General features: G+C 59.6%; 24 protein-coding genes and 1 pseudogene. 12 read left to right on the forward strand and 13 right to left on the reverse strand.

The features are described from left to right. The first annotated feature begins 43 nt into the window (after positions 1–43). Positions 44–298 carry a sulfurtransferase TusA gene (tusA, locus tag H8S56_RS10575; protein WP_024689431.1) on the forward strand — a complete coding sequence of 85 codons (255 nt, stop codon included), beginning with the start codon at positions 44–46 and terminating at the stop codon, positions 296–298. A gap of 69 nt (positions 299–367) precedes the next feature. Continuing rightward, positions 368–1,510, forward strand: a complete 1,143-nt coding sequence (gene pdxB, locus H8S56_RS10580; protein WP_187518607.1) for a 4-phosphoerythronate dehydrogenase PdxB — start codon at positions 368–370, stop codon at positions 1,508–1,510. A 91-nt stretch (positions 1,511–1,601) separates the two neighbouring features. Here the strand turns inward: pdxB and H8S56_RS10585 are convergent, their stop codons facing one another. Continuing rightward, positions 1,602–1,778 carry a PA1571 family protein gene (locus H8S56_RS10585; RefSeq protein ID WP_032610735.1) on the reverse strand — a complete coding sequence of 59 codons (177 nt, stop codon included), beginning with the start codon at positions 1,776–1,778 and terminating at the stop codon, positions 1,602–1,604. Positions 1,779–2,085: 307 nt separating this feature from the next. On the opposite strand from H8S56_RS10585, the gene H8S56_RS10590 reads away from it, so the two are divergent. After that, positions 2,086–3,864: an ABC transporter transmembrane domain-containing protein gene (locus H8S56_RS10590; RefSeq protein ID WP_187518608.1), complete on the forward strand. Its 1,779-nt coding sequence runs from the start codon at positions 2,086–2,088 to the stop codon at positions 3,862–3,864. Between the two features lie 54 nt (positions 3,865–3,918). Here H8S56_RS10590 and ppnP read toward each other — a convergent pair whose 3' ends face one another. After that, positions 3,919–4,200 (reverse strand): pyrimidine/purine nucleoside phosphorylase, encoded by a 282-nt coding sequence (ppnP, locus tag H8S56_RS10595; RefSeq protein WP_024689428.1) that lies wholly within the window; start codon positions 4,198–4,200, stop codon positions 3,919–3,921. A gap of 101 nt (positions 4,201–4,301) precedes the next feature. Beyond that, positions 4,302–4,844 (reverse strand): exonuclease domain-containing protein, encoded by a 543-nt coding sequence (locus H8S56_RS10600; RefSeq protein WP_024695918.1) that lies wholly within the window; start codon positions 4,842–4,844, stop codon positions 4,302–4,304. 256 nt (positions 4,845–5,100) lie between these two features. Here H8S56_RS10600 and H8S56_RS10605 point away from each other — a divergent pair, with 256 nt between their 5' ends. Next, on the forward strand, positions 5,101–5,928 hold the full coding sequence (locus tag H8S56_RS10605; RefSeq protein WP_024689426.1) for a substrate-binding periplasmic protein: 828 nt from the start codon (positions 5,101–5,103) through the stop codon (positions 5,926–5,928). A 52-nt stretch (positions 5,929–5,980) separates the two neighbouring features. Here the strand turns inward: H8S56_RS10605 and H8S56_RS10610 are convergent, their stop codons facing one another. Together H8S56_RS10610 and eat are read right to left on the reverse strand one after the other, a co-directional pair. After that, entirely contained in the window at positions 5,981–6,148 is a 168-nt protein-coding gene (locus H8S56_RS10610) for a DUF2897 family protein (RefSeq protein WP_032610734.1), read from the reverse strand. A 126-nt stretch (positions 6,149–6,274) separates the two neighbouring features. Next, positions 6,275–7,639, reverse strand: a complete 1,365-nt coding sequence (eat, locus tag H8S56_RS10615) for an ethanolamine permease (RefSeq protein ID WP_024689425.1) — start codon at positions 7,637–7,639, stop codon at positions 6,275–6,277. Positions 7,640–7,913: 274 nt separating this feature from the next. Between eat and pyrF the strand changes: the two genes are divergently transcribed. Further along, entirely contained in the window at positions 7,914–8,612 is a 699-nt protein-coding gene (pyrF, locus tag H8S56_RS10620) for an orotidine-5'-phosphate decarboxylase (RefSeq protein ID WP_187518609.1), read from the forward strand. A 174-nt stretch (positions 8,613–8,786) separates the two neighbouring features. Here the strand turns inward: pyrF and H8S56_RS10625 are convergent, their stop codons facing one another. Beyond that, the gene (locus H8S56_RS10625) at positions 8,787–9,797 is read right to left on the reverse strand and encodes an NADP-dependent oxidoreductase (RefSeq protein ID WP_187518610.1); all 1,011 of its coding nucleotides are present in this window, start codon (positions 9,795–9,797) and stop codon (positions 8,787–8,789) included. Positions 9,798–10,023: 226 nt separating this feature from the next. Here H8S56_RS10625 and H8S56_RS10630 point away from each other — a divergent pair, with 226 nt between their 5' ends. The 3 genes and pseudogenes from H8S56_RS10630 (at position 10,024) to H8S56_RS24855 (ending at position 13,107) form a co-directional block, all read left to right on the forward strand. Beyond that, positions 10,024–10,959 carry a S66 peptidase family protein gene (locus H8S56_RS10630; protein WP_187518611.1) on the forward strand — a complete coding sequence of 312 codons (936 nt, stop codon included), beginning with the start codon at positions 10,024–10,026 and terminating at the stop codon, positions 10,957–10,959. 1,062 nt (positions 10,960–12,021) lie between these two features. Continuing rightward, a pseudogene (locus H8S56_RS24850) lies at positions 12,022–12,246 on the forward strand (HAMP domain-containing protein); the annotation flags it as partial. After that, positions 12,244–13,107, forward strand: coding sequence for a methyl-accepting chemotaxis protein (locus H8S56_RS24855; protein ID WP_408003805.1), 864 nt, complete (start codon positions 12,244–12,246; stop codon positions 13,105–13,107). The pseudogene H8S56_RS24850 and the gene H8S56_RS24855, both read left to right, overlap by 3 nt. 19 nt (positions 13,108–13,126) lie before the next feature. Here H8S56_RS24855 and H8S56_RS10640 read toward each other — a convergent pair whose 3' ends face one another. Further along, positions 13,127–14,320: a benzoate/H(+) symporter BenE family transporter gene (locus tag H8S56_RS10640; RefSeq protein WP_187518613.1), complete on the reverse strand. Its 1,194-nt coding sequence runs from the start codon at positions 14,318–14,320 to the stop codon at positions 13,127–13,129. Between the two features lie 129 nt (positions 14,321–14,449). Next, entirely contained in the window at positions 14,450–14,920 is a 471-nt protein-coding gene (locus tag H8S56_RS10645) for a MarR family transcriptional regulator (protein ID WP_024688123.1), read from the reverse strand. Between the two features lie 81 nt (positions 14,921–15,001). Between H8S56_RS10645 and H8S56_RS10650 the strand changes: the two genes are divergently transcribed. The 3 genes from H8S56_RS10650 to H8S56_RS10660 all read left to right on the forward strand — a co-directional run bounded on the left by H8S56_RS10650 (position 15,002) and on the right by H8S56_RS10660 (position 17,293). Then, on the forward strand, positions 15,002–16,168 hold the full coding sequence (locus H8S56_RS10650; RefSeq protein ID WP_024688124.1) for an aminotransferase-like domain-containing protein: 1,167 nt from the start codon (positions 15,002–15,004) through the stop codon (positions 16,166–16,168). Positions 16,169–16,213: 45 nt separating this feature from the next. Further along, positions 16,214–16,816, forward strand: a complete 603-nt coding sequence (locus tag H8S56_RS10655) for a glutathione S-transferase family protein (protein WP_024688125.1) — start codon at positions 16,214–16,216, stop codon at positions 16,814–16,816. 90 nt (positions 16,817–16,906) lie between these two features. Then, positions 16,907–17,293 carry a lysozyme inhibitor LprI family protein gene (locus tag H8S56_RS10660; RefSeq protein ID WP_024696040.1) on the forward strand — a complete coding sequence of 129 codons (387 nt, stop codon included), beginning with the start codon at positions 16,907–16,909 and terminating at the stop codon, positions 17,291–17,293. A gap of 19 nt (positions 17,294–17,312) precedes the next feature. On the opposite strand, the gene H8S56_RS10665 is transcribed toward H8S56_RS10660, so the two are convergent. From H8S56_RS10665 to H8S56_RS10685, 5 genes are all read right to left on the reverse strand, one after another. Continuing rightward, a complete protein-coding gene (locus H8S56_RS10665; RefSeq protein WP_032610752.1) occupies positions 17,313–17,684 on the reverse strand; it encodes a glutathione S-transferase N-terminal domain-containing protein in 372 nt (123 codons plus the stop codon). A gap of 74 nt (positions 17,685–17,758) precedes the next feature. Then, entirely contained in the window at positions 17,759–18,304 is a 546-nt protein-coding gene (gene folE, locus H8S56_RS10670) for a GTP cyclohydrolase I FolE (RefSeq protein ID WP_024688128.1), read from the reverse strand. A gap of 458 nt (positions 18,305–18,762) precedes the next feature. Then, positions 18,763–19,320 carry a Smr/MutS family protein gene (locus tag H8S56_RS10675; RefSeq protein WP_024688129.1) on the reverse strand — a complete coding sequence of 186 codons (558 nt, stop codon included), beginning with the start codon at positions 19,318–19,320 and terminating at the stop codon, positions 18,763–18,765. Between the two features lie 45 nt (positions 19,321–19,365). Beyond that, on the reverse strand, positions 19,366–19,686 hold the full coding sequence (locus H8S56_RS10680) for a hypothetical protein (protein WP_024688130.1): 321 nt from the start codon (positions 19,684–19,686) through the stop codon (positions 19,366–19,368). A gap of 135 nt (positions 19,687–19,821) precedes the next feature. Then, entirely contained in the window at positions 19,822–20,412 is a 591-nt protein-coding gene (locus tag H8S56_RS10685; protein ID WP_024688131.1) for a cysteine hydrolase family protein, read from the reverse strand. A gap of 247 nt (positions 20,413–20,659) precedes the next feature. On the opposite strand from H8S56_RS10685, the gene prmB reads away from it, so the two are divergent. Further along, the gene (prmB, locus tag H8S56_RS10690) at positions 20,660–21,568 is read left to right on the forward strand and encodes a 50S ribosomal protein L3 N(5)-glutamine methyltransferase (protein ID WP_187518614.1); all 909 of its coding nucleotides are present in this window, start codon (positions 20,660–20,662) and stop codon (positions 21,566–21,568) included. The last annotated feature ends 23 nt before the right edge of the window (positions 21,569–21,591 follow it).

A 21,591-nucleotide genomic window follows, 5' to 3' on the forward strand; every position in this document is an offset into this window, starting at 1 on the left:
GTGTGAATTAAGCGACAATGGCCACCCGTTTCTGGAGCACCCCATGTCTGACCCCATCGAAAGCCTCACCGTTGACGCCGTTCTGGATGCCAGCGGGCTATTCTGTCCGGAACCTGTGATGATGCTGCACCAGAAAGTGCGGGATTTGCCGGCCGGCGGGTTGCTCAAAGTGATTGCCACCGACCCGTCGACCACCCGCGACATTCCCAAGTTCTGCGTTTTCCTCGGCCATGAACTGATCGAGCAGCAGGCCGGTGAAGGGACTTTTCTGTACTGGATCCGCAAGAAGCTGGACTGATCATTTTCGCTGACTCTCGCCCTTGCTCGCGCTGAACAGGGGTCATTCCCCGCCCTCAGAGAGAACTCCATGCGCATTGTCGCTGACGAAAACATTCCGCTGCTCGATGCTTTTTTTGCCCATTTTGGCGAGATTCGTCGGTTGCCGGGCCGCTCCATCGATCGCGCTGCCATCGCTGACGCCGACATCCTGCTGGTGCGCTCCGTGACGCCCGTCACCCGAGAGCTGCTGGAAGGCAGTGCGGTGCGTTTCGTCGGCACCTGCACCATCGGCACTGATCATATGGATCTGGCGTACTTTCTTGAAGCCGGAATCCGATGGTCCAGCGCGCCGGGCTGTAACGCTCGCGGTGTCGTTGACTACGTGCTGGGCAGCCTGCTGACGCTGGCCGAGATCGAAGGCGTTGACCTGGCGCAGCGCACCTATGGCGTGGTCGGCGCCGGACAGGTGGGCGGTCGGCTGGTCAAGGTGCTCAAAGCGCTTGGATGGAATGTACTGGTCTGCGACCCGCCGCGGCAGGCGATGGAGTCCGGTGATTTCGTCAGCCTCGATGAAATCATGCAGCGCTGCGACGTGATCAGTCTGCACACGCCGCTTACCCGGGACGGCAATCTGCCAACCTGGCACGTGTTCGACAAGCAGCGTCTTGAACAGCTCAGGCAGGGCGCGTGGTTGATCAACGCGAGCCGAGGTGCGGTGGTCGATAACGCGGCGTTGCATGACGTACTGATGGCGCGCGAAGATTTGCAGGCCGTGCTCGATGTGTGGGAAGGGGAGCCGCAGGTAAATGTTGCCCTTGCCGACCTTTGCGTGATCGCCACCCCGCACATCGCCGGTTACAGCCTGGATGGCAGGCAGCGTGGCACGGCGCAGATCTATCAGGCGCTGTGCACGTTTCTTGACCAGCCTGCCTCGATCCGTCTGGAGGATTTGTTACCCCGGCCGTGGCTGGCTCAGGTCAGTCTCGATGAGCAGACCGATCCGGTGTGGGCTTTGAACATGGTGTGCCGCGGTGTCTACGACCCGCGTAGGGATGATGCCGATTTCAGACGTAGCCTCATGGGCGATACGGCCAGCCAGCGTCTGGCCTTCGACGCGCTGCGCAAGCATTATCCGCCGCGTCGGGAAATCGAAGGTTTGACGGTCCGACTGGAAGGGCAGTCCGAGGCGCTCAGACGTCTGGTTCTTGCGCTGGGGGCCGTGCCGGTCTGAACCCATGCAGGCACCGTGCGGTGCGCCAGGTCCTGGGCTGCCACATAAAAAACCCGACGCTGAGGTCGGGTTTCAAGGCATTCAGTGTTCGTCAGTCTTGTTTTTCAGGCTTGACCCAGAGTTGGTCGCACGCCTTGCAGGCGGCCTGGACCATTTCTTCGGTAATCACCACTTCGCGCCCATCCTGATCAAGAATCGCACCGCCAACGGGCAGGTTGGGGGTGGCGCGAACGACGGTCACTTCGTTGCTGCTGTCTTGCAGGCTCATGGTGTGTCTCCTTTCATCAGGTTTCAGCGTTTAAAGTTAGCCGCGCTTGATGACCGCTCCATGACACAGGGCGACCGTTCAGGCGCTGACTCAGTCCAACAGAATTGATATCGATCTGCCAGCCTTCGTTGAGATCAATCTTTCACAGGGCAGTTGTAACGCCGCCTCTGCACATGACCTGTAGAACATGACCCGCGAGGCGGCGCGCAAGTTCAGCGCAGTTGCGTGCTGTGCGCCGAAGCGTCGCAAGCCTGATAGGTGTAGGCTGGCGATTCTTTCATCCCGACATCCAGGCAGGTCCGGCTTCATGATTTCAGTGATTTCCCGTCGTCAGCGCCAGGCAATTCGCTTGGCCCTGGGGTTCATCGCGCCTTACCGGTGGCAGGCGTTTGGCGCGTTGCTCGCCTTGATCGTTACGGCAGGCATCACGCTTTCCATGGGCCAAGGGATCAAGTTGATGGTCGATCAGGGTTTCATGACCCGCTCGGCCGCGCTGCTCGAACGCTCCATCGGTCTGTTCATGGTCCTGACCGTTTGCCTGGCCATCGGCACCTTTACGCGTTTTTATCTGGTGTCCTGGATCGGCGAGCGTGTGGTGGCAGATCTTCGCAAGCGCGTCTTCGACCACCTCATCGAGCTGCACCCAGGCTTCTACGAAAACAATCGCAGTTCTGAAATCCAGTCGCGACTGACTGCAGACACCACCCTGTTGCAGTCAGTCATCGGTTCGTCCCTGTCGATGTTCCTGCGTAACGCGCTGATGGTGGTCGGCGGCATCATCCTGCTGTTCATCACCAACCCCAAGCTCACCAGCATTGTGGTGATCGCGCTGCCGTTGATCATCGCGCCGATTCTCATGTTCGGACGGCGTGTGCGCAGCCTGTCGCGTGAAAGCCAGGATCGGGTGGCGGACGTCGGCAGTTATGTGGCCGAAGCGTTGGGGCAGATCAAGACGGTTCAGGCCTATAACCATCAGCAGCAGGACAAACAGCGGTTTTCCCGAACGGCCGAACAGGCGTTCGACACTGCGCGCAAACGCATCCTGCAGCGCTCCTGGCTGATCACCTTGGTGATTGTGCTGGTGCTGGGTGCCGTGGCGATCATGCTCTGGGTCGGCGGGATGGACGTGATCAATGGCCGGATCTCCAGTGGCGAACTGGCCGCGTTTGTGTTCTATGCGCTGGTAGTGGGTATGGCATTCGGCACGTTGAGCGAAGTGATCGGCGAGTTGCAGCGTGCTGCGGGCGCGGCCGAGCGCATTGGCGAGTTGCTTCAGTCGCGTAGCGAAATCACGGCACCCGTCGAGGGTCTGCAACGCTTACCGGAACGCGTGACAGGACGCCTTGCGCTGGAAAACGTCAGTTTTGCCTATCCGTCCCGACCCGAGCGCAAGGCGGTCGATAACCTGACGCTGACCATCAATGCGGGCGAGACACTGGCATTGGTCGGCCCGTCAGGGGCTGGCAAGTCAACGTTGTTCGACCTGCTGCTCAGATTTTACGACCCTCAGCAGGGCCGCCTGCTTCTGGAAGGTTTGCCGCTCAATCAACTGGATCCGGCTGACTTGCGTCGCTGCTTTGCGTTCGTCTCACAAACGCCGGCGCTGTTTTTTGGCAGCATCGAGGACAATATTCGTTACGGCAATGCCGCAGCGACCCGGGATCAGGTGCAGGCGGCTGCCCGTATCGCCCACGCTCATGAGTTCATCATGGACATGGCCCAAGGCTACGAGACCCATCTTGGTGACGGAGGTCTGGGGTTGTCCGGCGGTCAGCGCCAGCGTCTGGCTATCGCCCGTGCGCTGTTGGTCGACGCGCCCATCCTGTTGCTGGATGAGGCCACCAGTGCGTTGGATGCACAGAGCGAACACCTGATTCAACAGGCGCTGCCCAGCCTGATGAAAGGCCGTACCACGCTGGTCATTGCCCACCGATTGGCCACCGTGCAGAACGCGGATCGCATTGCGGTGATGGACAAAGGGCATCTGGTGGCGGTCGGCACGCACAAGCAACTGATCGCCAGTAACCCGTTGTACGCGAGACTGGCAGCGTTGCAGTTCAATGTCGGAATGGATGAGGCAGGGTAGGGCTTTGCACCGTGATGCAAACAGTGGGAGGACGGGCCCTCCCACTTGAGCCTGTCAGCGGTACTCGCACAGGTAAGCGGTGTCGACGCTGACCTTGAGCTGGAACTTGCTGTTGGCCGGAACGTTGAACTGGCTGCCGGTAACGAAAGTTTCCCAGTCGGTGCTGTCGGGAAGCTTCACGCTCAGTTCGCCGGAGATCACATGCATGACTTCACGCTGGGCTGTACCGAATTCGTACTCGCCCGCCGCCATTACACCGATCGTTGCCTGTCCCTCAGCCTGGCTGAAAGCGATGGATTTGACGGTGCCGTCGAAGTATTCGTTAACCTTGAACATGGGCGATTCCTTGTGAAAGGGTCAAAAAGGGTTGGCCAGTATGCCCAACGCAGGAAATCCCGTCACCTGATTGAAACGCCCTGTGCGAGAGCGCTCCGACATCAGTTGGTCAGGATCAGCGGCAACAGTCTGGCAGTATTGCGCGCGTCCACCAGCGCGCGGTGTTGCTGTCCCGTGAATTGCATGCCCGCCAGTTGCAAAGCGCTATTGAGGCCAAGCGGTCGTTGTAATTGGCGCGCCTGCGCAAAACGTTGTTTCAGATTGACGTAGGGCATGTCCGACAGGGCGCTGGTGATCTCGTGCCGTCGCCATTCCTCCTCCAGTTGCTGGCGGTCGTAGTCGCCCCAGCTTGCCCAGCCGACGACCCTGGCCCGGTGATGGCTCAGCCAGCGTTCAAACATCGGCCACACAGCCGTAATAGGCGCGGCACTGTCGATGTTCGCCTGGCTGATGTGGGTCAGCTCCCGGCAGAAGTGGGTCAGCAACGGCCTGCGCGCCGGGCGGACGAAGCGCTCGAAGTGATCGAGTTCGCGTCCGTCCTGATTGACCAGCGTCGCGCCTATCTCGATGACTTCCATTTCTGCGACCGGCCATCCTCCCTCTTCGGTGGTAGCCTCCAGGTCAATCACCAGCCAATGCGGCATCGTCAAGCTCCCATCCAGTATTGATCCATTGAGCGTAGCCACATTCAGCCGGAGATGCCCGCCGGGGCAGTCCTCATTTCCAGCCACTGACCAACCCTTACATCGACACTGAAATCCGGTATTGGTGCCTTGTATCAAGGGTGTGCAACGCGCGATCTGCATGTTCAGGCTGAATCGATACTTGCCCGCTTCAAACGGCAGTTGTTTAAACCTTCGAAACCGCATAACTTGTGGGGTTTTATTCGATATCGTTCTTATGATGAAACCTGCAGTGGTAATTGATGGCGTGACACGTAGAGCGGCGCTTGGACTTTTTCTGGTGACTTCCCTGCTCATGGCCACACAGGCCGCAGCGGCGCAGATCGTGCGTGTCGCTGCTGTGCATTTCCCTCCATACATGGTGCGTCCGGAACGAGGTGAAGACGCAGGGCTGCTGCCGATGCTGGTGACGGCGCTGAATGCAGAGCAAGACGATTACAACTTCATCATGGTGCCCACCTCCGTGCCGCGCCGGTTCCGCGATTTCTCCGAAGGCCGTTTCGATATCGCGATTTTCGAAAATCCTGAATGGGGCTGGAAGTCCATCGCTCATCAAACGGTGGACCTGGGTCTTGAGGACGCCGAGGTGTATGTGGCCATGCGGGTTGAAGGGCGCGGTCAGGAGTATTTCGACAACCTGTCAGGTAAGCGTCTGGCGATTTTCAGCGGGTATCACTACGGCTTTGCCAACTTCAATGCCGATCAGAAATACCTGAGCGAGCATTTCAACGTCACATCCACGTATTCACACGACAGCAACTTGCTGATGGTGACGCGTGGACGAGCAGATATCGCACCTGTTACCCGCTCGTACCTGATTGATTTCATGGCGCACAACAAGGATGAAGCCTCCAAACTGCTGGTGTCGGATCGTGTAGACCAGATCTACCGACAGTACGCACTGGTGCGACCTGGAGCTGCTATCAGCGCCGCCCGGTTCAATTCGTTGTTTCAACAGTTGCGTAGCGGCGGGCAATTGGCGGCCATCTTCCAGCCGCTGCATATCAAGGTTTTAGATATGAATAACGTAGAGGCGGCGCACTGAGGCCATGTGTAGAGGGGGGATGACAGATACACGGTCTGTCATCCGGGCAACTTCAGCGGTCCTTGGCTTCCTTGGCATCCATTTCAGCATTGCGCTCATGGACGCGCTTGAGTTGTTCTTCGGTCAAAGGCACCTTCTTTGCTGTGTCGCGCAGCATCATCAGGCCACCGACGATCGAGCCGATTGCGACCAACAGGATTAACCAGGCATACCAGGGCATAACGCTCTCCTTCTTGTGATACCGGTTTGAGCGCTGAGGCCGCTCAATGGTTCAAGTGTAAGCGTCATGCAGAGGCCGCGCGCGATCAAATCGCGTGCGGCCGCAGGGTTGCGCGCAGGGACGTCGTCAGAGGCCGGTCAGCATGGCGTCGGCAGGCGCATCGGCACGGGATTTGGCGGTCAGGCTGAAGTAGATGAAACCGATTGCCATCAGCCCCAGGAAGATCAGGCCGATCAGCATGTTGAACCACGCCATCGCGATCAGGCAGACCACCGCCAGTGCCAGGGCAATGCCAGGCACGATCGGATAGCCGGGAGCACGGAACGAACGTTCCAGCAGCGGCTCGGTTTTGCGCAGCTTGAAGAGGCTGAGCATGCTCATGATGTACATCACGATGGCGCCGAAGACCGCCATGGTGATCATCGCCGCGGTCAGCGTCATGCCGCTCAGGTTGATCAGCCCGTCGCTGTAGATGGCTGCAATGCCGATCAGACCGCCTGCAATGATTGCCCGGTGAGGCGTCTGGAAGCGAGACAGTTTGGCCAGCGAAGCCGGCAGATACCCGGCGCGTGCCAGGGCGAAGAACTGACGCGAGTAGCCGAGGATGATCCCGTGAAAGCTGGCGACCAGGCCGAACAGACCAATCCACACCAGCATATGCAGCCAGCCGGAACTGTCACCGACCACCGCTTTCATCGCCTGCGGCAGCGGGTCATTGATGTTGGACAGGGTGCGCCAGTCACCCACGCCACCGGCGAACAGCATCACACCCAGCGCCAGTACCACCAGGGTCAGGATACCGCTGATGTAGGCTTTGGGAATGGTACGTTTCGGATCTTTCGCCTCCTCTGCCGCCATGGCCGCGCCTTCGATGGCCAGGAAGAACCAGATGGCGAACGGGATCGCTGCGAACATGCCTGCGATGGCTTCAGGACCGAACGTCTGGGAGCCTGCCCAGCCATTGAGGGCGAAATTGCTGAAGCTGAACGCTGGCGCGACCACGCCCATGAACACCAGCAGTTCGGCGACGGCCAGAATGCACACCACCAGCTCGAAGGTCGCCGCCAGCTTCACGCCCATGATGTTGAGGGCCATGAACACGATGTAGGCACCGACGGCTGCATGTTTGGGGTCGAGCGTTGGAAACTGCACATTAAGGTAGGCGCCGATCGCCAGAGCGATGGCCGGTGGCGCGAACACGAACTCGATCAGCGTCGCCATGCCGGCGATCAGGCCACCTTTTTCTCCGAAGGCACGACGGCTGTAGGCAAACGGGCCGCCCGCGTGGGGAATGGCAGTGGTCAGCTCAGTGAAACTGAAGATGAAGCAGGTGTACATCGTCGCGACCATCAGCGCTGTTACCAGAAACCCCAAGGTACCGGCCACGCCCCAGCCGTAGCTCCAGCCGAAGTATTCGCCGGAAATCACCAGACCGACGGCAATCCCCCATAAGTGCAGCGTGCCTAGCGTTGGCTTGAGTTGAGTACTCATTGTTATCTCCCTGAGGTTCAAAAACTGTCGAAATATCTTGTTGCAGACCCCGTGCCAGTGCACGACCAACCGTCGTATTGCTTCAAAAGAGGTCGTTTGCAGAACGTATAAGTGAATCGATTCACTTGGGTGTGCGGCTTTGGTGCGCGCAGGCATCGCCGTGTTCGCTGCAAGTGCAGGGGAGGGATGACGGTAAATACCGATCTATGGGTCCCGTGCGTCCTCGGGTTCGGCTACAATGCGCGCCGATTTCGACTTACCTGAGAACCCGCTCATGTCCGCCTGCCAGACTCCTGTCATCGTCGCCCTGGATTACCCGACCCGTGAAGCCGCACTGCGCCTGGCTGATCAGCTCGATCCCACGCTGTGCCGGGTCAAGGTCGGCAAGGAGCTGTTCACCAGCTGTGCATCGGACATCGTCGAAACCCTGCGAGATAAGGGTTTTGAAGTGTTTCTCGATCTCAAATTCCACGACATTCCCAACACCACCGCCATGGCAGTGAAAGCTGCTGCAGAGATGGGCGTATGGATGGTCAACGTTCACTGCTCGGGAGGCCTGCGCATGATGGCAGCCTGCCGCGAAGTGCTGGATCAACGCACTGGCCCGCAACCTTTGCTGATCGGCGTTACCGTGCTGACCAGCATGGAGCGAGAGGATCTGGCAGGTATCGGTCTGGATATCGATCCGCAGGTGCAGGTACTGCGTCTCGCGGCACTGGCGCAGAAAGCGGGCATGGACGGTCTGGTGTGTTCGGCGCTTGAAGCACAAGCCTTGAAGGCGGCTCACCCGTCACTGCAATTGGTCACCCCCGGCATTCGTCCAGCTGGCAGCGCGCAGGACGACCAACGTCGCATCCTGACCCCGCGTCAGGCGCTGGACGCAGGTTCGGACTACCTCGTTATCGGCCGCCCGATCAGCCAGGCGGCTGACCCGGCCAAGGCACTGGCGGCGGTAGTTGCCGAGCTGGCGTAACGGGCGGGCGTGACTGACGGTCATCAGCCTGCTTGCGAAGGCGATGTGTTAGTGATGTTTCAGTGAGGTAGCCCCAGGCGCTCAGCGCCCAGGGCGTGATGCCAACGAAGCACGTTGGCATGGTCACACGTTGGTATGGCTACACGTTGGTATGGTTATCTGGTTGCGGTGACTTCAATCCACTTTCAGCATCAGCTTGCCGAAGTTTTCGCCGCTGAACAGTTTGAGCAGGGTTTCGTGGAAGGTCTCAAGGCCTTCCACGATGTGTTCCTTGCTCTTGATCTTGCCTTCCTTGACCCAGCCTGCCAGTTCCTTGCCGGCCTCGCCAAAGCGAGCAGCATGGTCCAGAACCACGAAGCCTTCCATCCGCGCACGGTTCACCAGCAAGGACAGGTAGTTGGCCGGCCCTTTGACCGCAGTGGTGCTGTTGTACTGGCTGATCGCGCCACAAATCACCACCCGGGCGCCCACGGCCAGTTGGCTGAGCACGGCATCCAGAATGTCGCCACCGACATTATCAAAGTACACATTTACGCCATCCGGGCATTCGCGCTTCAATGCCTTGTGAATGTCGTTCTCGGCCTTGTAGTCGATGGCCGCATCAAATCCGAGCTCTTCAGTCAGCAGATTGCATTTTTCCTTGCCGCCGGCGATCCCGACTACGCGGCACCCTTTGAGCTTGGCGATTTGTCCGGCAATGCTGCCCACGGCACCGGCTGCACCGGAAATCACCACGGTGTCGCCGCTTTTTGGCAGGCCAACATCCAGCAGCGCGAAATACGCCGTCATGCCCGTCATGCCCAGCGCCGAAAGATACAGCGGCAGCGGGGCGAGGCTGGTGTCGACCTTGTAGAACCCCTTGGGTTCGCCGATGAAGTAATCCTGAACACCAATGGCGCCTTGTACGTGATCACCCTTGGCGAATTTCGGGTTTTTCGACTCGATGACTTCACCCACACCCAGCGCGCGCATCACTTCTCCAAGCTGCACAGGCGGGATGTAGGACTTGCCCTCATTCATCCAGCCACGCATGGCTGGGTCCAGCGACAGGTACTTGTTTCTGAGCAGAATCTGACCCTCTGCCAAGGCCGGGACAGGCACTTCCTGATAGGTGAAATCATCACGGCGCACAGCCCCGGAAGGGCGTTTGGCGAGCAGGAACTGGCGATTGGTCTGGTCTGTCATAGCTGGGTCTCCTGAAAGATTAAAAAGTGATTCAAGCCCCGGACGATAGCTGAGGCAAGCGGCGGTCGTTGGGCGAATGCCATCTGATCCATATGCTTGATAGGAGTCCGTTCGGACGGCTGCGTTCAAATTGATACACATGCCCTCAGTGCCAAAGAACCCTGCGCCTTGAGTCGTCCCGCTCACTGCTCTACATTGGCCGTTCATTGAAGTACGGATCACAGGCATGTCCTCCACGAATTCGAACACCCTTTACCCTCAGGTTCTGCGTACAGGCGACGCCGTCGCATTGGTGTCGCCTGCCGGGCCTGTGGATCCGCGCAAGATCGAATCGGCTGTCGAGGTCCTCAAAAGCTGGGGCCTGCGGCCGCGGGTCTATCCCCATGCACTGGGCAAGCATTCTTTCTATTCAGGCACGGACGAAGAGCGCCTTGCCGACCTCAATGCTGCGCTGGCCGATCCTGAAATCCGGGCTGTGATCTGCAGCCGGGGCGGCTATGGCATGCAGCGCATCGTTCAGCAGGTCGACATGGACGCTGTTCGCCGTGACCCGAAACTGGTCACCGGTTTTTCCGACATCACCGCCTTGCACGGCGCGCTTTGGAGTCATGCGCGGATGGCGAGTATTCACGGCCCGGTTGCAACCCAACTGGAGCGCGGCGGGCTGTTCGCCAGCGGCATGCGTCACGTATTGATGAGTACCGAGCCGGTTCTGCTCACATCAGACCCTGCTGCGCCGACGGCCAGCGTACGAACCCGCGGAACCGCGCAGGGTGTTCTGCTGGGCGGCAATCTCTGCATCCTCAGCACGTCGCTGGGTACGCCTTTCATGCCCGACCTCACTGGCGCAATTCTATTGCTAGAAGAGGTGGGTGAGGCCGCGTATCGGGTCGACCGTATGCTCACGCATCTGGGCAACTGCGGAATTCTTGAGCGTCTGGCAGGTATCGCGCTGGGCGAGTTCAGCCCGGCTGCCAACACCGGTGGAACCATCAGCCCTGCTCATGTCCTGGCAGAGCGCCTTGGCCATTTGGGTATTCCCGTGCTTGGCGGTTTACCGGTGGGCCATGGCGACGTCAACCAGGCGGTTCCACTGGGGACCCAAGCCGTTCTCGATGCAGAGGCGGGCACGCTGTTGGTGTCTTCGGCCTCCCGCGATTGAGGCGTTATCCTTCGACCATTCTGAAAGCGACCTTTACATAGCTCTTTGCCATTATTTCGACGCCAAAGACTTGTGCCCGGCTCTAGCCGTTGAGAATCTGCAAGACTGTTAGTGATCCAGTCATGTAGGCCACGCGAGGCGACGATGCCTTGCCTCTTCGATCAGGGGTCGAGCGCTATGATTTCAGCTGTGCAACGCAGACTTGCCCATCTGGGCATGGCAAAAAAACTGGGCCTGGGTTTCGTCCTGGTGTTGCTGTTGACGGCTTGGGTCGCGTCCATCGGGGTGTGGTCGCTCAAGAACGTCGGGCTGCGTTTCGACGATCTGAAGCAGATGTCGTCGCTTAACAACGGCCTGCTCAACGTGCGTTTGCTTGAGCAGAACTATGCCCTGCACAGCAACCCCAAAACGGTCGAACAGCTGCATGCCGGTGTCGAGGAATTGCGCGCGCTGGCCGAGGCGGTCAAGGCCCGGTCGCCCGCCAACGAAGCGATGATGGGCCAAGTGCAGCAGGCGCTGGCGGCATACCGCAAATCTTTCGATCAGTTCGTGGACATCAGTCAGAGTAAGGATCTGGCCCTGGAAATGGCCAACTGGTCGGTGTCCAGCGTGGCCAATAATCTTGATGTGTTGCAGGCCGGTCTTGCCGATGATGGTACCTGGACGCTCAAGGATTCCCAGGGACAGCAGGGCGCAGAGTTCATCGAGCAAGCCAATAAGGTCAGTCAGGTGTCTCGCCTGATGTTGCAGGCCATGGACGAGGCCAGAGTCCGGCTGGACAAGAGCCGTCGCACCGCATCAGGTGATGCCGCGAAAACCGGCACGATCGAGCAGGCTGATCAGGCCAGTGCGCTGGCCGAGGAGCTAAAAGGTCTGATCAAGGACGACGGCTACCTGACGGTACTGGGTGAGGTCAGCACACACATCGTCAACTTCACCGAAAAACTTCGCGAATACACCGGTCTGCTGGCCACAGAAGCCGAGATTTCAGGCCAATTGGCCTCCAATGCACGGCAGGTAACGGACCTGGTGCAACAGGTCTATACCGCTGAAGATCAATCCATGCAGACCCAGATTGCCGACAGCACGCTGCAGATCATTGGTTTCTCTGTGGTTGCGTTGCTGGTCGGGTTGCTTGCCGCGTGGTTGATCACCCGGCTGATCGTCGCGCCGTTGCGCACGGTGATCGGCTTTGCACAGCGTATCGCTGCCGGGGATCTGCGCAGCAGCGAGCCCGTTACCCGACGCGATGAAATCGGCCAATTGATGACGGCTATGCAGCAGATGGGCGCGGGTCTGAGCAGCATTGTCAGCGGGCTGCAATCGGGAATCGAGTTACTGTCCAGCTCGGCGCACTCATTGTCGGCTGTCACTGAGCAGACCAATCTGGAGGTCAACAGCCAGAAGCAAGAGACCGAACAGGTGGCAACGGCCATGAACCAGATGACGGCCACCGTCCATGACGTGGCGCGTAACGCCGAAGAGGCTGCGCTGGCGGCGCAAACGGCTGACGCCAAGGTCGGCAGCGGACAGACCATCGTGCGTCAGAGCCTGCAGCGTATCGAGCAATTGGCCAGTTCTTCGGCGTCCGCCAGTCAAAGCATTGAAAGCCTGAGCGCTGAAATCCAGAACATCGGTCAGGTGCTGGGCGTGATCAAAAGTGTTGCCGAACAGACCAACCTGTTGGCGCTGAACGCAGCCATCGAAGCTGCACGCGCCGGTGAACAGGGCCGCGGATTTGCGGTGGTGGCCGATGAGGTGCGTGCACTGGCCAAACGTACTCAGCAGTCCACTGAGGAAATCGAAACGCTGGTCACCAGCCTGCGCAACGGCGCGCAGTCCTCGGTTCTGCAGATTCAGAGCAGTGGCGAGCTGGTGAAGCTGGCCGTCAGCGATGCGCTGCAAACTGAGAGTGCATTGGGCAGTATTGCGGATGCGGTGTCGATGATTCAGCAGATGAATCAGCAGATTGCAGCTGCTGCCGAACAGCAAAGTTCGGTGGCCGAAGAAATCAATCGCAGCGTGACCAGCATTCGCGCCAGTGCCGATCAGTCGGCGCTGGCGATGCAGGGCAATACGGCATCGAGTATCGAACTGGCGTCACTGGGCAACGAGCTCAAGGGCATGGTTGGGCATTTCCGGCTCTGACATGCCTGCTTTGCTGTGCTCATCCTGCCTTGCGCGGGCTGAGAATCAGCAGGGTCAATACGCCTGCCACGATGCCCCAGAAGGCCGAGCCAATCGAAAACAGCGTCAGCCCCGAAGCGGTGACCATAAAGGTGATCAATGCGGCCTCGCGCTCTTTGGGTTCGGCCATCGCCACGGTCAGGCCGTTGATGATCGATCCGAACAGGGCCAGCGCCGCTATCGACAGCACCAGCTCTTTTGGAAAGGCGCTGAACAGAGCGGCCAGGGTTGCGCCAAAGATCCCGGCGATGCCGTAGAAAATCCCGCACCAGATGGCTGCCGTGTAACGCTTGGCTTTGTCCTCGTGGGCGTGTGGGCCAGTGCAGATCGCGGCGCTGATTGCCGCCAGGTTAACCCCGTGGGCGCCGAACGGGGCCGTCAGCAGCGATGCAATACCCGTCACAGAAATCAGCGGCGAGGAGGGCGTGTGGTAGCCGTCGGCGCGCAACACCGCGATACCTGGCATGTTCTGCGAGGTCATGGCGACCACGAATAACGGGATACTGATGCTGATGGTCGCCGCCAGCGAGAATTCAGGTGTTGTCCAGACCGGCACCGCCACTTCCAGCGCCAGGCCGCTGAAATTCAATAGCCCAAGCATGCCCGACAGCACCACGCCGACCAGCAAGGCGGCCAAAACCGAGTAGCGCGGCGACAGGCGTTTGATGACCAGGTACGTCACAAACATGCCCAGTACCAGGCTGGTGCGATGCTGGACAGCAATGAAAATCTCGCTGCCGATCTTGAATAGAATCCCGGCCAGCAATGCCGCTGCGAGCGATGCCGGGAGACGCTTGACCATCCGCTCGAAGCTGCCGGTCAGGCCACACAGCGTGACCAGAATCGCGCAGGTGATGAATGCGCCGATGGCTTGCGGGTAGGTCACGCCGCCAAGGCTGGTGATCAGCAGGGCAGCCCCTGGCGTCGACCAGGCAACCGTGATGGGCGCTCGATAGCGAAGCGAAAGACCGATGCTGCACACCGCCATGCCCATGAACAACGACCACAGCCACGACGAAATCTGCATGTTGGTCAGGCCTGCGGCCTGCCCGGCCTGGAACATCAGCACCAGCGAGCTGGTGCAGCCGGTCATCATGGCGATGAAGCCGGCAACCACGGCTGAGGGTGACGAGTCTGCCAATGGGCGCAAAGGCAGCTTGAGGGTCTCGTTCATGCAGGTCTTTCCTTGAACAGGCAGGCAGTGGCAAAGAGCGCTCAGCCTAAACGTATCGTCGAATCACCCTACGATACAGCGAGCCGACTAAACGCCAGAACAGTTGGCATAGGGCTTTGCGCCGCGCAATCAGTCGATGTCAGGCCCGGACGGTCGGGCGCTGGATTGCAGGGTCAGGCCGAGCGCTTCATTGACGGCCATCCAGCCATCGACGGCCGCCTGGCCTGCGTCGGCAAATACCCTTTGCAGCAGTTTCACCTGCTCGCGGCGCAGGGATTGCTCGAACTTCATCCCTTCTTCGGTCAGTTCAAGCAGGCGTTTACGTTTGTCGCTCTGCCCGGCTGTGCTGCGCACCAGGTCCATGGCGATCAGTTGCCGCAAGGGTGCGTTGAGCGCCTGCTTGCTGACGCCCAGCGCCGTCAGCAACTCTTTGACACTCAGACCTGGATAGCGCGCGATGAAAAACACGATGCGTTGATGCACACGGCTGAACCCGCGTTTGTCGAGCATCTCGTCGGCTTTGGCGGTGAATGCCTGATAGCCGAAGAAGAAAGCTTCCATGGCACGTTGTTGGTCGGCAGTGTTTTTAAGGTCAAGCATATTGACGTATCCGGGTGGTGCGGCGTAATTTGAGTCAACAAGTTTGACTCATTTTTATTCGGCTCGGCCAGGGATATTGTCATGCCATTCTCCGAACGCGTTTCCCGCCTGAAAAGTTCTTTGATCCGCGAGATTCTCGCCGCTGCACAGCGTCCGGAAGTGATGTCGTTTGCCGGTGGCCTGCCTGCCGAGTCGATGCTACCCAAGGTGCAATGGGCGCAAATGCCTGTGGCGCTGGGCCAATACGGCATGAGCGAAGGCGAGCCGGCACTGCGCGAAGCGCTGGCGGCGGAGGCCAGAGCGCTGGGGATCGCCTGTGACGCCAGTCAGGTGCTGGTGGTCAGCGGTTCGCAACAGACGCTGGATCTGGCAGCCAAACTGTACATCGACAAAGGCACTGAAATCCTGCTGGAAGCGCCGACCTACCTGGCCGCTTTGCAGATCTTTCAATTGTTCGGTGCAGACTGCATCACTGTCCCGTTGCAGGCCGACGGCCCGGACCTGGCTGCGATGCGCCAGCGTCTTGAGCAGCACAGGCCAGCGTTCGCCTACTTGATCCCGACCTTTCAGAACCCGTCGGCCGTGCGCTACAGCGAGGCCAGCCGTGAGGCCGTCGCCGCCTTGCTCGATGAGTTCGGCGTGACCCTGATCGAGGACGAACCCTATCGTGAACTGAGCTTCGACGGCGGCAGTGCCCGACCGATTGTCAGCCGCCTGAAGACATCCAGCTGGATCTACACCGGAACGGTCTCCAAGACCTTGCTGCCGGGCTTGCGCGTCGGTTATCTGATTGCCAGTGCGGATCTTTTTCCGCATCTGCTGCGCCTCAAGCAGTCGGCTGACCTGCACACCAACCGTCTCGGGCAGTGGCAGGCCTTGCAGTGGATCGGCACTGACCACTATCGTGAGCACTTGCTGACGCTGCGCGAGTTCTATCGCAGCCGACGTGATGCGTTCGAGAGCGCCTTGCAGGCGCATTTCAGCGATCTGGCCGAATGGAACAGCCCGCAAGGCGGCTTGTTTTTCTGGCTGACCTTGCGTCAGCCACTGGATACTCGCACGCTGCTGGATGCCGCGCTGGCTCAGGACGTGGCGTTCATGCCGGGTGAGCCGTTCTTCGCCGACCCGGATGCCAATCATGGCCATCTCAGGCTCAACTTCAGTCATATTGATCCTGCGCGGCTGGATGAAGGCGTGAAACGGCTGGCGTGTGTCGTGCGCACCGCACAGAATCTCAAGGTCGTTTGAGTCGCTTCGATCAACAGGGACTCCAGCAATCAAAGGGGTAGGGCAATGTACAAGGTTTACGGCGATTACAATTCGGGCAACTGCTACAAGATCAAGCTGATGCTCAACCTGTTGGGCAGCGAGTACCAGTGGGTACCTGTCGATATTCTCAAGGGCGAGACCCAGACCCCCGCGTTTCTGGAAAAGAACCCCAACGGCAAGATCCCCGTTCTTGAACTGGATGATGGGACGTGCCTGTGGGAGTCCAACGCGATTCTCAATTTCCTCGCCGACGGTACGGCCTACCTGCCCACCGAGCCGCGTTTGCGCACTCAAGTGCTGCAATGGCAGTTCTTCGAGCAGTACAGCCATGAGCCCTCGGTGGCGGTTGCCCGCTTCATCCAGTTCTACTTGAGCCTGCCCGCCGAGCGCATGGCTGAATACCGCGCCGCGCAGAAATCCGGCTATCGGGCACTGGCCGTGATGGAGCAGCAACTGGATCGCACGCCGTTCCTGGTGGGCGACAGCTTTTCCATCGCAGACATTGCGCTCTATGCTTATACCCATGTGGCGCATCAGGGCGGTTTCGACCTGGCGCCTTATTCGGGCATCCGCAAGTGGCTGGATCGGGTCAAGGATCAGCCGGGGTATGTGGGAATGCTGGACTGAGCTTCTGTTATGTAACAAGCGCTGCGCTTTATCGCAGCTTGCCGCCTGCCTCCCTGGAAGGGGTGGCAGACCTTGAAAAGGAATACGTCCATGCGCTTCGCCATAACCCTTCTCGCCGCGCTGATGGCACTGGGCATCGGCTGTTCGGCCCAGGCGCAGGATTGCGATGCCAGTCAGGCGAGCATGAATCAGTGCGCAGCCAAAGAACTGGCGGCACTCGATGCTGATCTGAACACGCAGTACAACGCGCAGATGAGCTGGCTTAAAAGCCCTGCAAAGAAACAGGCGCTCAAGGACGCCCAGCGCAAATGGATCGCCCTGCGCGATGCTGATTGCCTGTATCAGGTCGGTAAGCGGGAGGGTTCAGGATCCATCTGGCCGCTGCTTCAAACGCAATGTCTGGCCGAGCAGACCAGAGTGCGGGTTACGCAGTTGAAAGCCTACGTCGCTTGTCGGCAGGAAGGTTGCCCACGCTAGCGATGCGCGGGCATTCGGTTCAGACAGCGCCGAAACGTTTGTCCAGGTAGTCGATGATGACCTTGGACTCGTACATCCAGACCGTCTTGTCGCCTTCTTCGATGCGCAGGCAGGGCACCTTGATCTTGCCGCCTTCGTTGAGCAGTGTCTGGCGATCCAGCTCATTATTCTTCGCGTCGCGCAGGGCGACTGGCACATTGAGGCGACGCAGGGTGCGACGGGTCTTCACGCAGAACGGGCAGGCGTGGAACTGGTACAGCGTCAGGTCCCGGGCTGATTGGTCCACCGCAGCCTGAGCCTGTGGATCACGCTTCTTTTTGCTCGGGCGGGTGAGGAAATCGATGCCGATGACGAGTTGGCCGAGACCGACCCTGAGGGCTTTCATGAACACGATCAGAACCTCTTGCGAAAAGGGATGTGGAGCAGCAGCCCCCAAGCCATGGGATAAGGGCTGCCGACCGAGCGTCACTTGATCAGACTGAGAAACTCGCTACGGGTCGCTGCGTTCTCACGGAATTCACCCAGCATCACCGAGGTGATCATGGCCGAGTTCTGCTTCTCGACGCCGCGCATCATCATGCACATGTGCTTGGCTTCGATGACCACTGCAACGCCCAGCGCTCCGGTGACCTGCTGGATGGCTTCGGCGATCTGGCGGCTGAGGTTTTCCTGAATCTGCAGGCGGCGGGCATACATGTCGACGATGCGCGCTACTTTCGACAGGCCCAGCACCTTGCCCTTTGGAATGTAGGCTACGTGAGCCTTGCCAATGAACGGCAGCAGATGGTGCTCGCACAGCGAGTACAGCTCGATGTCCTTGACCATGACCATTTCACTGGCATCAGAGCTGAACAGCGCCCCGTTGGTCACTTCCTCGAGGGTCTGCGTATAACCGCGACACAGGTACTGCATGGCTTTGGCTGCGCGCTTGGGGGTGTCGAGCAGGCCTTCGCGTGAGACGTCTTCGCCCAGTTGTCCCAGGATGGCCGTGTAATTCTGTTCCAGTGTCACAGGACTGTGTTTCCGTGTGGGTTTCGATAAACGCTAAGGCATGAGCCCTTCGCCGAGTCGCACATAGTAACTTACAGGCGGGGACAGGTGCACGGCGCTGCTGCAAAACGACGCTTTGTATCGTCTTGCTTACCCGATGGCAACCCGTTGGCTACCCACTTTGTGTGCGCCACGCGGTCTGATGGACAGGTCTTCAAATAACTGTCTGAGAGAGCGAATCCGGGATGTCGAGTCGAATAGTCAAAGTAGCGATGTTTGCCATCGTGCTGTCTTCAATGTCGGGCTGCTGGCCGTTCTGGCCCGGTCCGGGCGGGCATGGTGGTGGCGGAGGCGGCGGCGGAGGTCATCATCAGGGGCCGGGCGGTGGCGGTCCTGGCCCTGGCTTTGCGCCAGGAGGCGGCAACCGCTGAAGCTGTCAGCCGGACACGGGTCCGGCTGGCTGAGGGAGGCTGCCGCGGCTATTCGTCGCGGCCTTCCATCATGGTGCGCTTGAGCATCACGTACACCGCACCCGCGCCGCCATGTTTGGCCAGGCATGAACAGAAACCCAGCACCTGAGGATGCTGGCGCAGCCAGGTGTTCACGTGGCTTTTGATCATCGGACGCTTGCCGTCCAGCCGGACTGCTTTGCCATGGGTAACACGCACGCAACGGATTTCCAGTTTCGTGGCTTCGGCCAGGAACTCCCACAGTGTTTCCCGAGCCATCTCCACGTTCATGCCATGCAGGTCCAGGCTACCTTCAAAGCTGATCTGCCCCAGCTTGAGCTTGCGCATCTGGCCTTCCTGAACGCCATCACGTGACCAGCCCAGAACGTCCTCAGGACCGACATCGATCACGAATTGATCCGACAGGCCATCGACCGTCACCGAGTCGGTGCGCACGGTGGCGGACTGGCGCAGGCGGGCCAGTAATTTACGGTCGGTTTTGGGTTTGCCGACATCGGCATGTTCGTGCTTGATAGGCTTGACGCCACGCGTCTCGCTTCTGAACAGGGAAAAGTCGTCGTCTTGCATGGGGCCTCCGCGAAGGAGGGTAGTTTAACCGCTAAGACGAGCAGCTCAGTCGTGTTTTTTCATCAGGTGGGCTGACATGCTCAGGCCGTTGGACCTGCCAGGGCCGCGACGGCATCTGCGCCACAGCCATAACCCCAGCAAAAGCACCATCAGGCCGACTACCGCAACCACCGTCGCGCCTGCGGGGTTGGCGTTCAGTTCGGCCAGCGCCTGCGGATGCATGATCAGGCTGGACACACCCGCCAGTGCCAGCAGCATGCCGGAGACCAGAAGCACGAAGGCAATCGCAGTGCCTATCCGTGTCCGCCAGTTTCGCGGGCCTTTGGGGCGAAGCCTGCGGGCGTCGAAACCATCGGATATTTTCATTCCGGTTTCCTCAATGTTTATGGGCGCTTTGACCTGAACAGGGATGAGTGGGTTCCCGTTCCGGAAGCAAAGGAGGGCAGTAAAGGATGGGCGGTTATGTGGATGCGTTCACACAACCGGTGGGTCGGGCTTGTTTCAGATCAGGTCTTTGGTCAGCGCCAGGGTCGCAAAGTTGTCGGCCATGATCGCCATCTCGGTACGGTGCACGACCTGCGCGCTCACCACGCCATGCGGGCTCGGCAGGTCACGGGTTGCGCAGGCGTCGTCGACCAGCGTGCAGCGGTAGCCATAATCCTTGGTGGCGCGAACGGTGGTGCTGATGCTTGAATGGCTCATGAAACCGCACACGATCAGGTCAAGATGCCCCAGCCGTTGCAGCAGGTCGTGCAGTCCGGTGCCGTTGAAGGCATTGGGCAGACGCTTTTCCACAAGATGCTCATCGCCCAGTGGCAGCAGTTCGGGGACCAGTTGTCCGCGCTCGCCCTGCGGATCGAACAGACCGCCCACCGTGCCGAGATGACGGACGTGGACGATCGGGCATTTCACCGCACGGGCCTTGGCAACCAGTTGGCCGATATTGGCCAGGGCTTCATCGACGCCGGTCAGGGCCAGAGGGCCGCTGAGGTACTCTTTCTGTGCATCGATGATGATCAGTGTGGCATTGCTCAGATTGGCCGGTGCATGACCACGGCCGCTGAGTTGAAACATGGTCTTGAGGGAAGGCATTCAAGGGCTCCTTTTGAGTGGGGCTTTTGCAGCATTGTCCTCTGGCTGAAGGCTTATGGGAATGGCAACGATCACAAGTCGCGGTTTTTCTGGCCTGCAGGGCAGTCGGGAGGTGCCGTTACTGGCGGTTTGCCTTGATGACGGATCGTGAATGATGGAAACTTCTACGCCTGCCAGGTACGAAGGGTGCGGCGTTGTTCTGCATTCGTTCTACCCAAGTGACGCGTCGTTTCTAAGGAGTCTGCCCATGATCACTTCCCGCTTGCGTACGGTGCGCGACCACATTCGCTGGGCTGTCAGCCGGTTTCACGAGGAAGATGTTTTTTTCGGTCATGGCACCGACAATGCCTGGGATGAAGCGCGGCAACTGGTGCTGGGGGCTCTGCACCTGCCGTGGGAAATTGCTGACAGCTACCTGGATTGCCGTCTGGAAGTCGATGAGATCTCCGAGTTGCAGCGCCTGATCAAGCGCCGTATCGACGAACGTATTCCCACATCGTACCTGCTGGGCGAGGCCTGGTTTTGTGGCATGTCGTTCATTGTCGATGACCGCGTGCTGATTCCGCGTTCGCCCATCGCCGAGCTTATTGAAGACCGTTTCGCGCCTTGGCTGGCCAGCGAGCCAGCCCGTATTCTGGATCTGTGCACAGGCTCTGGCTGCATCGGCATTGCGTGCGCGGACGAGTTCAAGGACGCCGAGGTCGCGCTGGCCGACCTGTCATACGACGCGCTTGAAGTGGCCAATCAGAACATCGAGCGCCATGGCATGGAAGACCGTGTCTATACCGTGCAGGGCGATGGCTTTGACGGCTTGCCCGGGCAGCGTTTCGACCTGATCGTCTCCAATCCGCCGTATGTGGATGCCGAGGATTTTGCCGACATGCCCGAGGAATATCAGCACGAACCCGAGTTGGCGCTCGCCTGTGGCAGCGACGGGCTGAATCTGGTGCGTCGCATGCTTGCCGAGGCGGCGGATCATTTGACCGAGAAAGGGCTGTTAATCGTCGAAGTAGGCAACAGCCAGGTGCATGTTCAGGCGCTGTACCCGGAAGTCGATTTCGCCTGGCTGGACTTCCAGCGCGGCGGTCACGGGGTATTCATGCTGACTGCCGAGCAGTGCCTTGCGCATCAGGCGCTGTTTCAGTCGCGCGTCTGAGTGAACCCGTAGCGGCGGCACTG

This window comes from Pseudomonas triticifolii (genome assembly GCF_014358015.1).
Taxonomy (GTDB): domain Bacteria; phylum Pseudomonadota; class Gammaproteobacteria; order Pseudomonadales; family Pseudomonadaceae; genus Aquipseudomonas; species Aquipseudomonas triticifolii.

What these genes read in the sequence shown, in the direction of transcription:
- tusA (WP_024689431.1), top strand. Translation starts at nt 44, where the DNA reads ATGTCTGACCCCATCGAAAGCCTCACCGTTGACGCCGTTCTGGATGCC.
- pdxB (WP_187518607.1), top strand. Translation starts at nt 368, where the DNA reads ATGCGCATTGTCGCTGACGAAAACATTCCGCTGCTCGATGCTTTTTTT.
- H8S56_RS10585 (WP_032610735.1), bottom strand. Translation starts at nt 1,778, where the DNA reads ATGAGCCTGCAAGACAGCAGCAACGAAGTGACCGTCGTTCGCGCCACC.
- H8S56_RS10590 (WP_187518608.1), top strand. Translation starts at nt 2,086, where the DNA reads ATGATTTCAGTGATTTCCCGTCGTCAGCGCCAGGCAATTCGCTTGGCC.
- ppnP (WP_024689428.1), bottom strand. Translation starts at nt 4,200, where the DNA reads ATGTTCAAGGTTAACGAATACTTCGACGGCACCGTCAAATCCATCGCT.
- H8S56_RS10600 (WP_024695918.1), bottom strand. Translation starts at nt 4,844, where the DNA reads ATGCCGCATTGGCTGGTGATTGACCTGGAGGCTACCACCGAAGAGGGA.
- H8S56_RS10605 (WP_024689426.1), top strand. Translation starts at nt 5,101, where the DNA reads ATGATGAAACCTGCAGTGGTAATTGATGGCGTGACACGTAGAGCGGCG.
- H8S56_RS10610 (WP_032610734.1), bottom strand. Translation starts at nt 6,148, where the DNA reads ATGCCCTGGTATGCCTGGTTAATCCTGTTGGTCGCAATCGGCTCGATC.
- eat (WP_024689425.1), bottom strand. Translation starts at nt 7,639, where the DNA reads ATGAGTACTCAACTCAAGCCAACGCTAGGCACGCTGCACTTATGGGGG.
- pyrF (WP_187518609.1), top strand. Translation starts at nt 7,914, where the DNA reads ATGTCCGCCTGCCAGACTCCTGTCATCGTCGCCCTGGATTACCCGACC.
- H8S56_RS10625 (WP_187518610.1), bottom strand. Translation starts at nt 9,797, where the DNA reads ATGACAGACCAGACCAATCGCCAGTTCCTGCTCGCCAAACGCCCTTCC.
- H8S56_RS10630 (WP_187518611.1), top strand. Translation starts at nt 10,024, where the DNA reads ATGTCCTCCACGAATTCGAACACCCTTTACCCTCAGGTTCTGCGTACA.
- H8S56_RS24855 (WP_408003805.1), top strand. Translation starts at nt 12,244, where the DNA reads ATGGGCGCGGGTCTGAGCAGCATTGTCAGCGGGCTGCAATCGGGAATC.
- H8S56_RS10640 (WP_187518613.1), bottom strand. Translation starts at nt 14,320, where the DNA reads ATGAACGAGACCCTCAAGCTGCCTTTGCGCCCATTGGCAGACTCGTCA.
- H8S56_RS10645 (WP_024688123.1), bottom strand. Translation starts at nt 14,920, where the DNA reads ATGCTTGACCTTAAAAACACTGCCGACCAACAACGTGCCATGGAAGCT.
- H8S56_RS10650 (WP_024688124.1), top strand. Translation starts at nt 15,002, where the DNA reads ATGCCATTCTCCGAACGCGTTTCCCGCCTGAAAAGTTCTTTGATCCGC.
- H8S56_RS10655 (WP_024688125.1), top strand. Translation starts at nt 16,214, where the DNA reads ATGTACAAGGTTTACGGCGATTACAATTCGGGCAACTGCTACAAGATC.
- H8S56_RS10660 (WP_024696040.1), top strand. Translation starts at nt 16,907, where the DNA reads ATGCGCTTCGCCATAACCCTTCTCGCCGCGCTGATGGCACTGGGCATC.
- H8S56_RS10675 (WP_024688129.1), bottom strand. Translation starts at nt 19,320, where the DNA reads ATGCAAGACGACGACTTTTCCCTGTTCAGAAGCGAGACGCGTGGCGTC.
- H8S56_RS10680 (WP_024688130.1), bottom strand. Translation starts at nt 19,686, where the DNA reads ATGAAAATATCCGATGGTTTCGACGCCCGCAGGCTTCGCCCCAAAGGC.
- H8S56_RS10685 (WP_024688131.1), bottom strand. Translation starts at nt 20,412, where the DNA reads ATGCCTTCCCTCAAGACCATGTTTCAACTCAGCGGCCGTGGTCATGCA.
- prmB (WP_187518614.1), top strand. Translation starts at nt 20,660, where the DNA reads ATGATCACTTCCCGCTTGCGTACGGTGCGCGACCACATTCGCTGGGCT.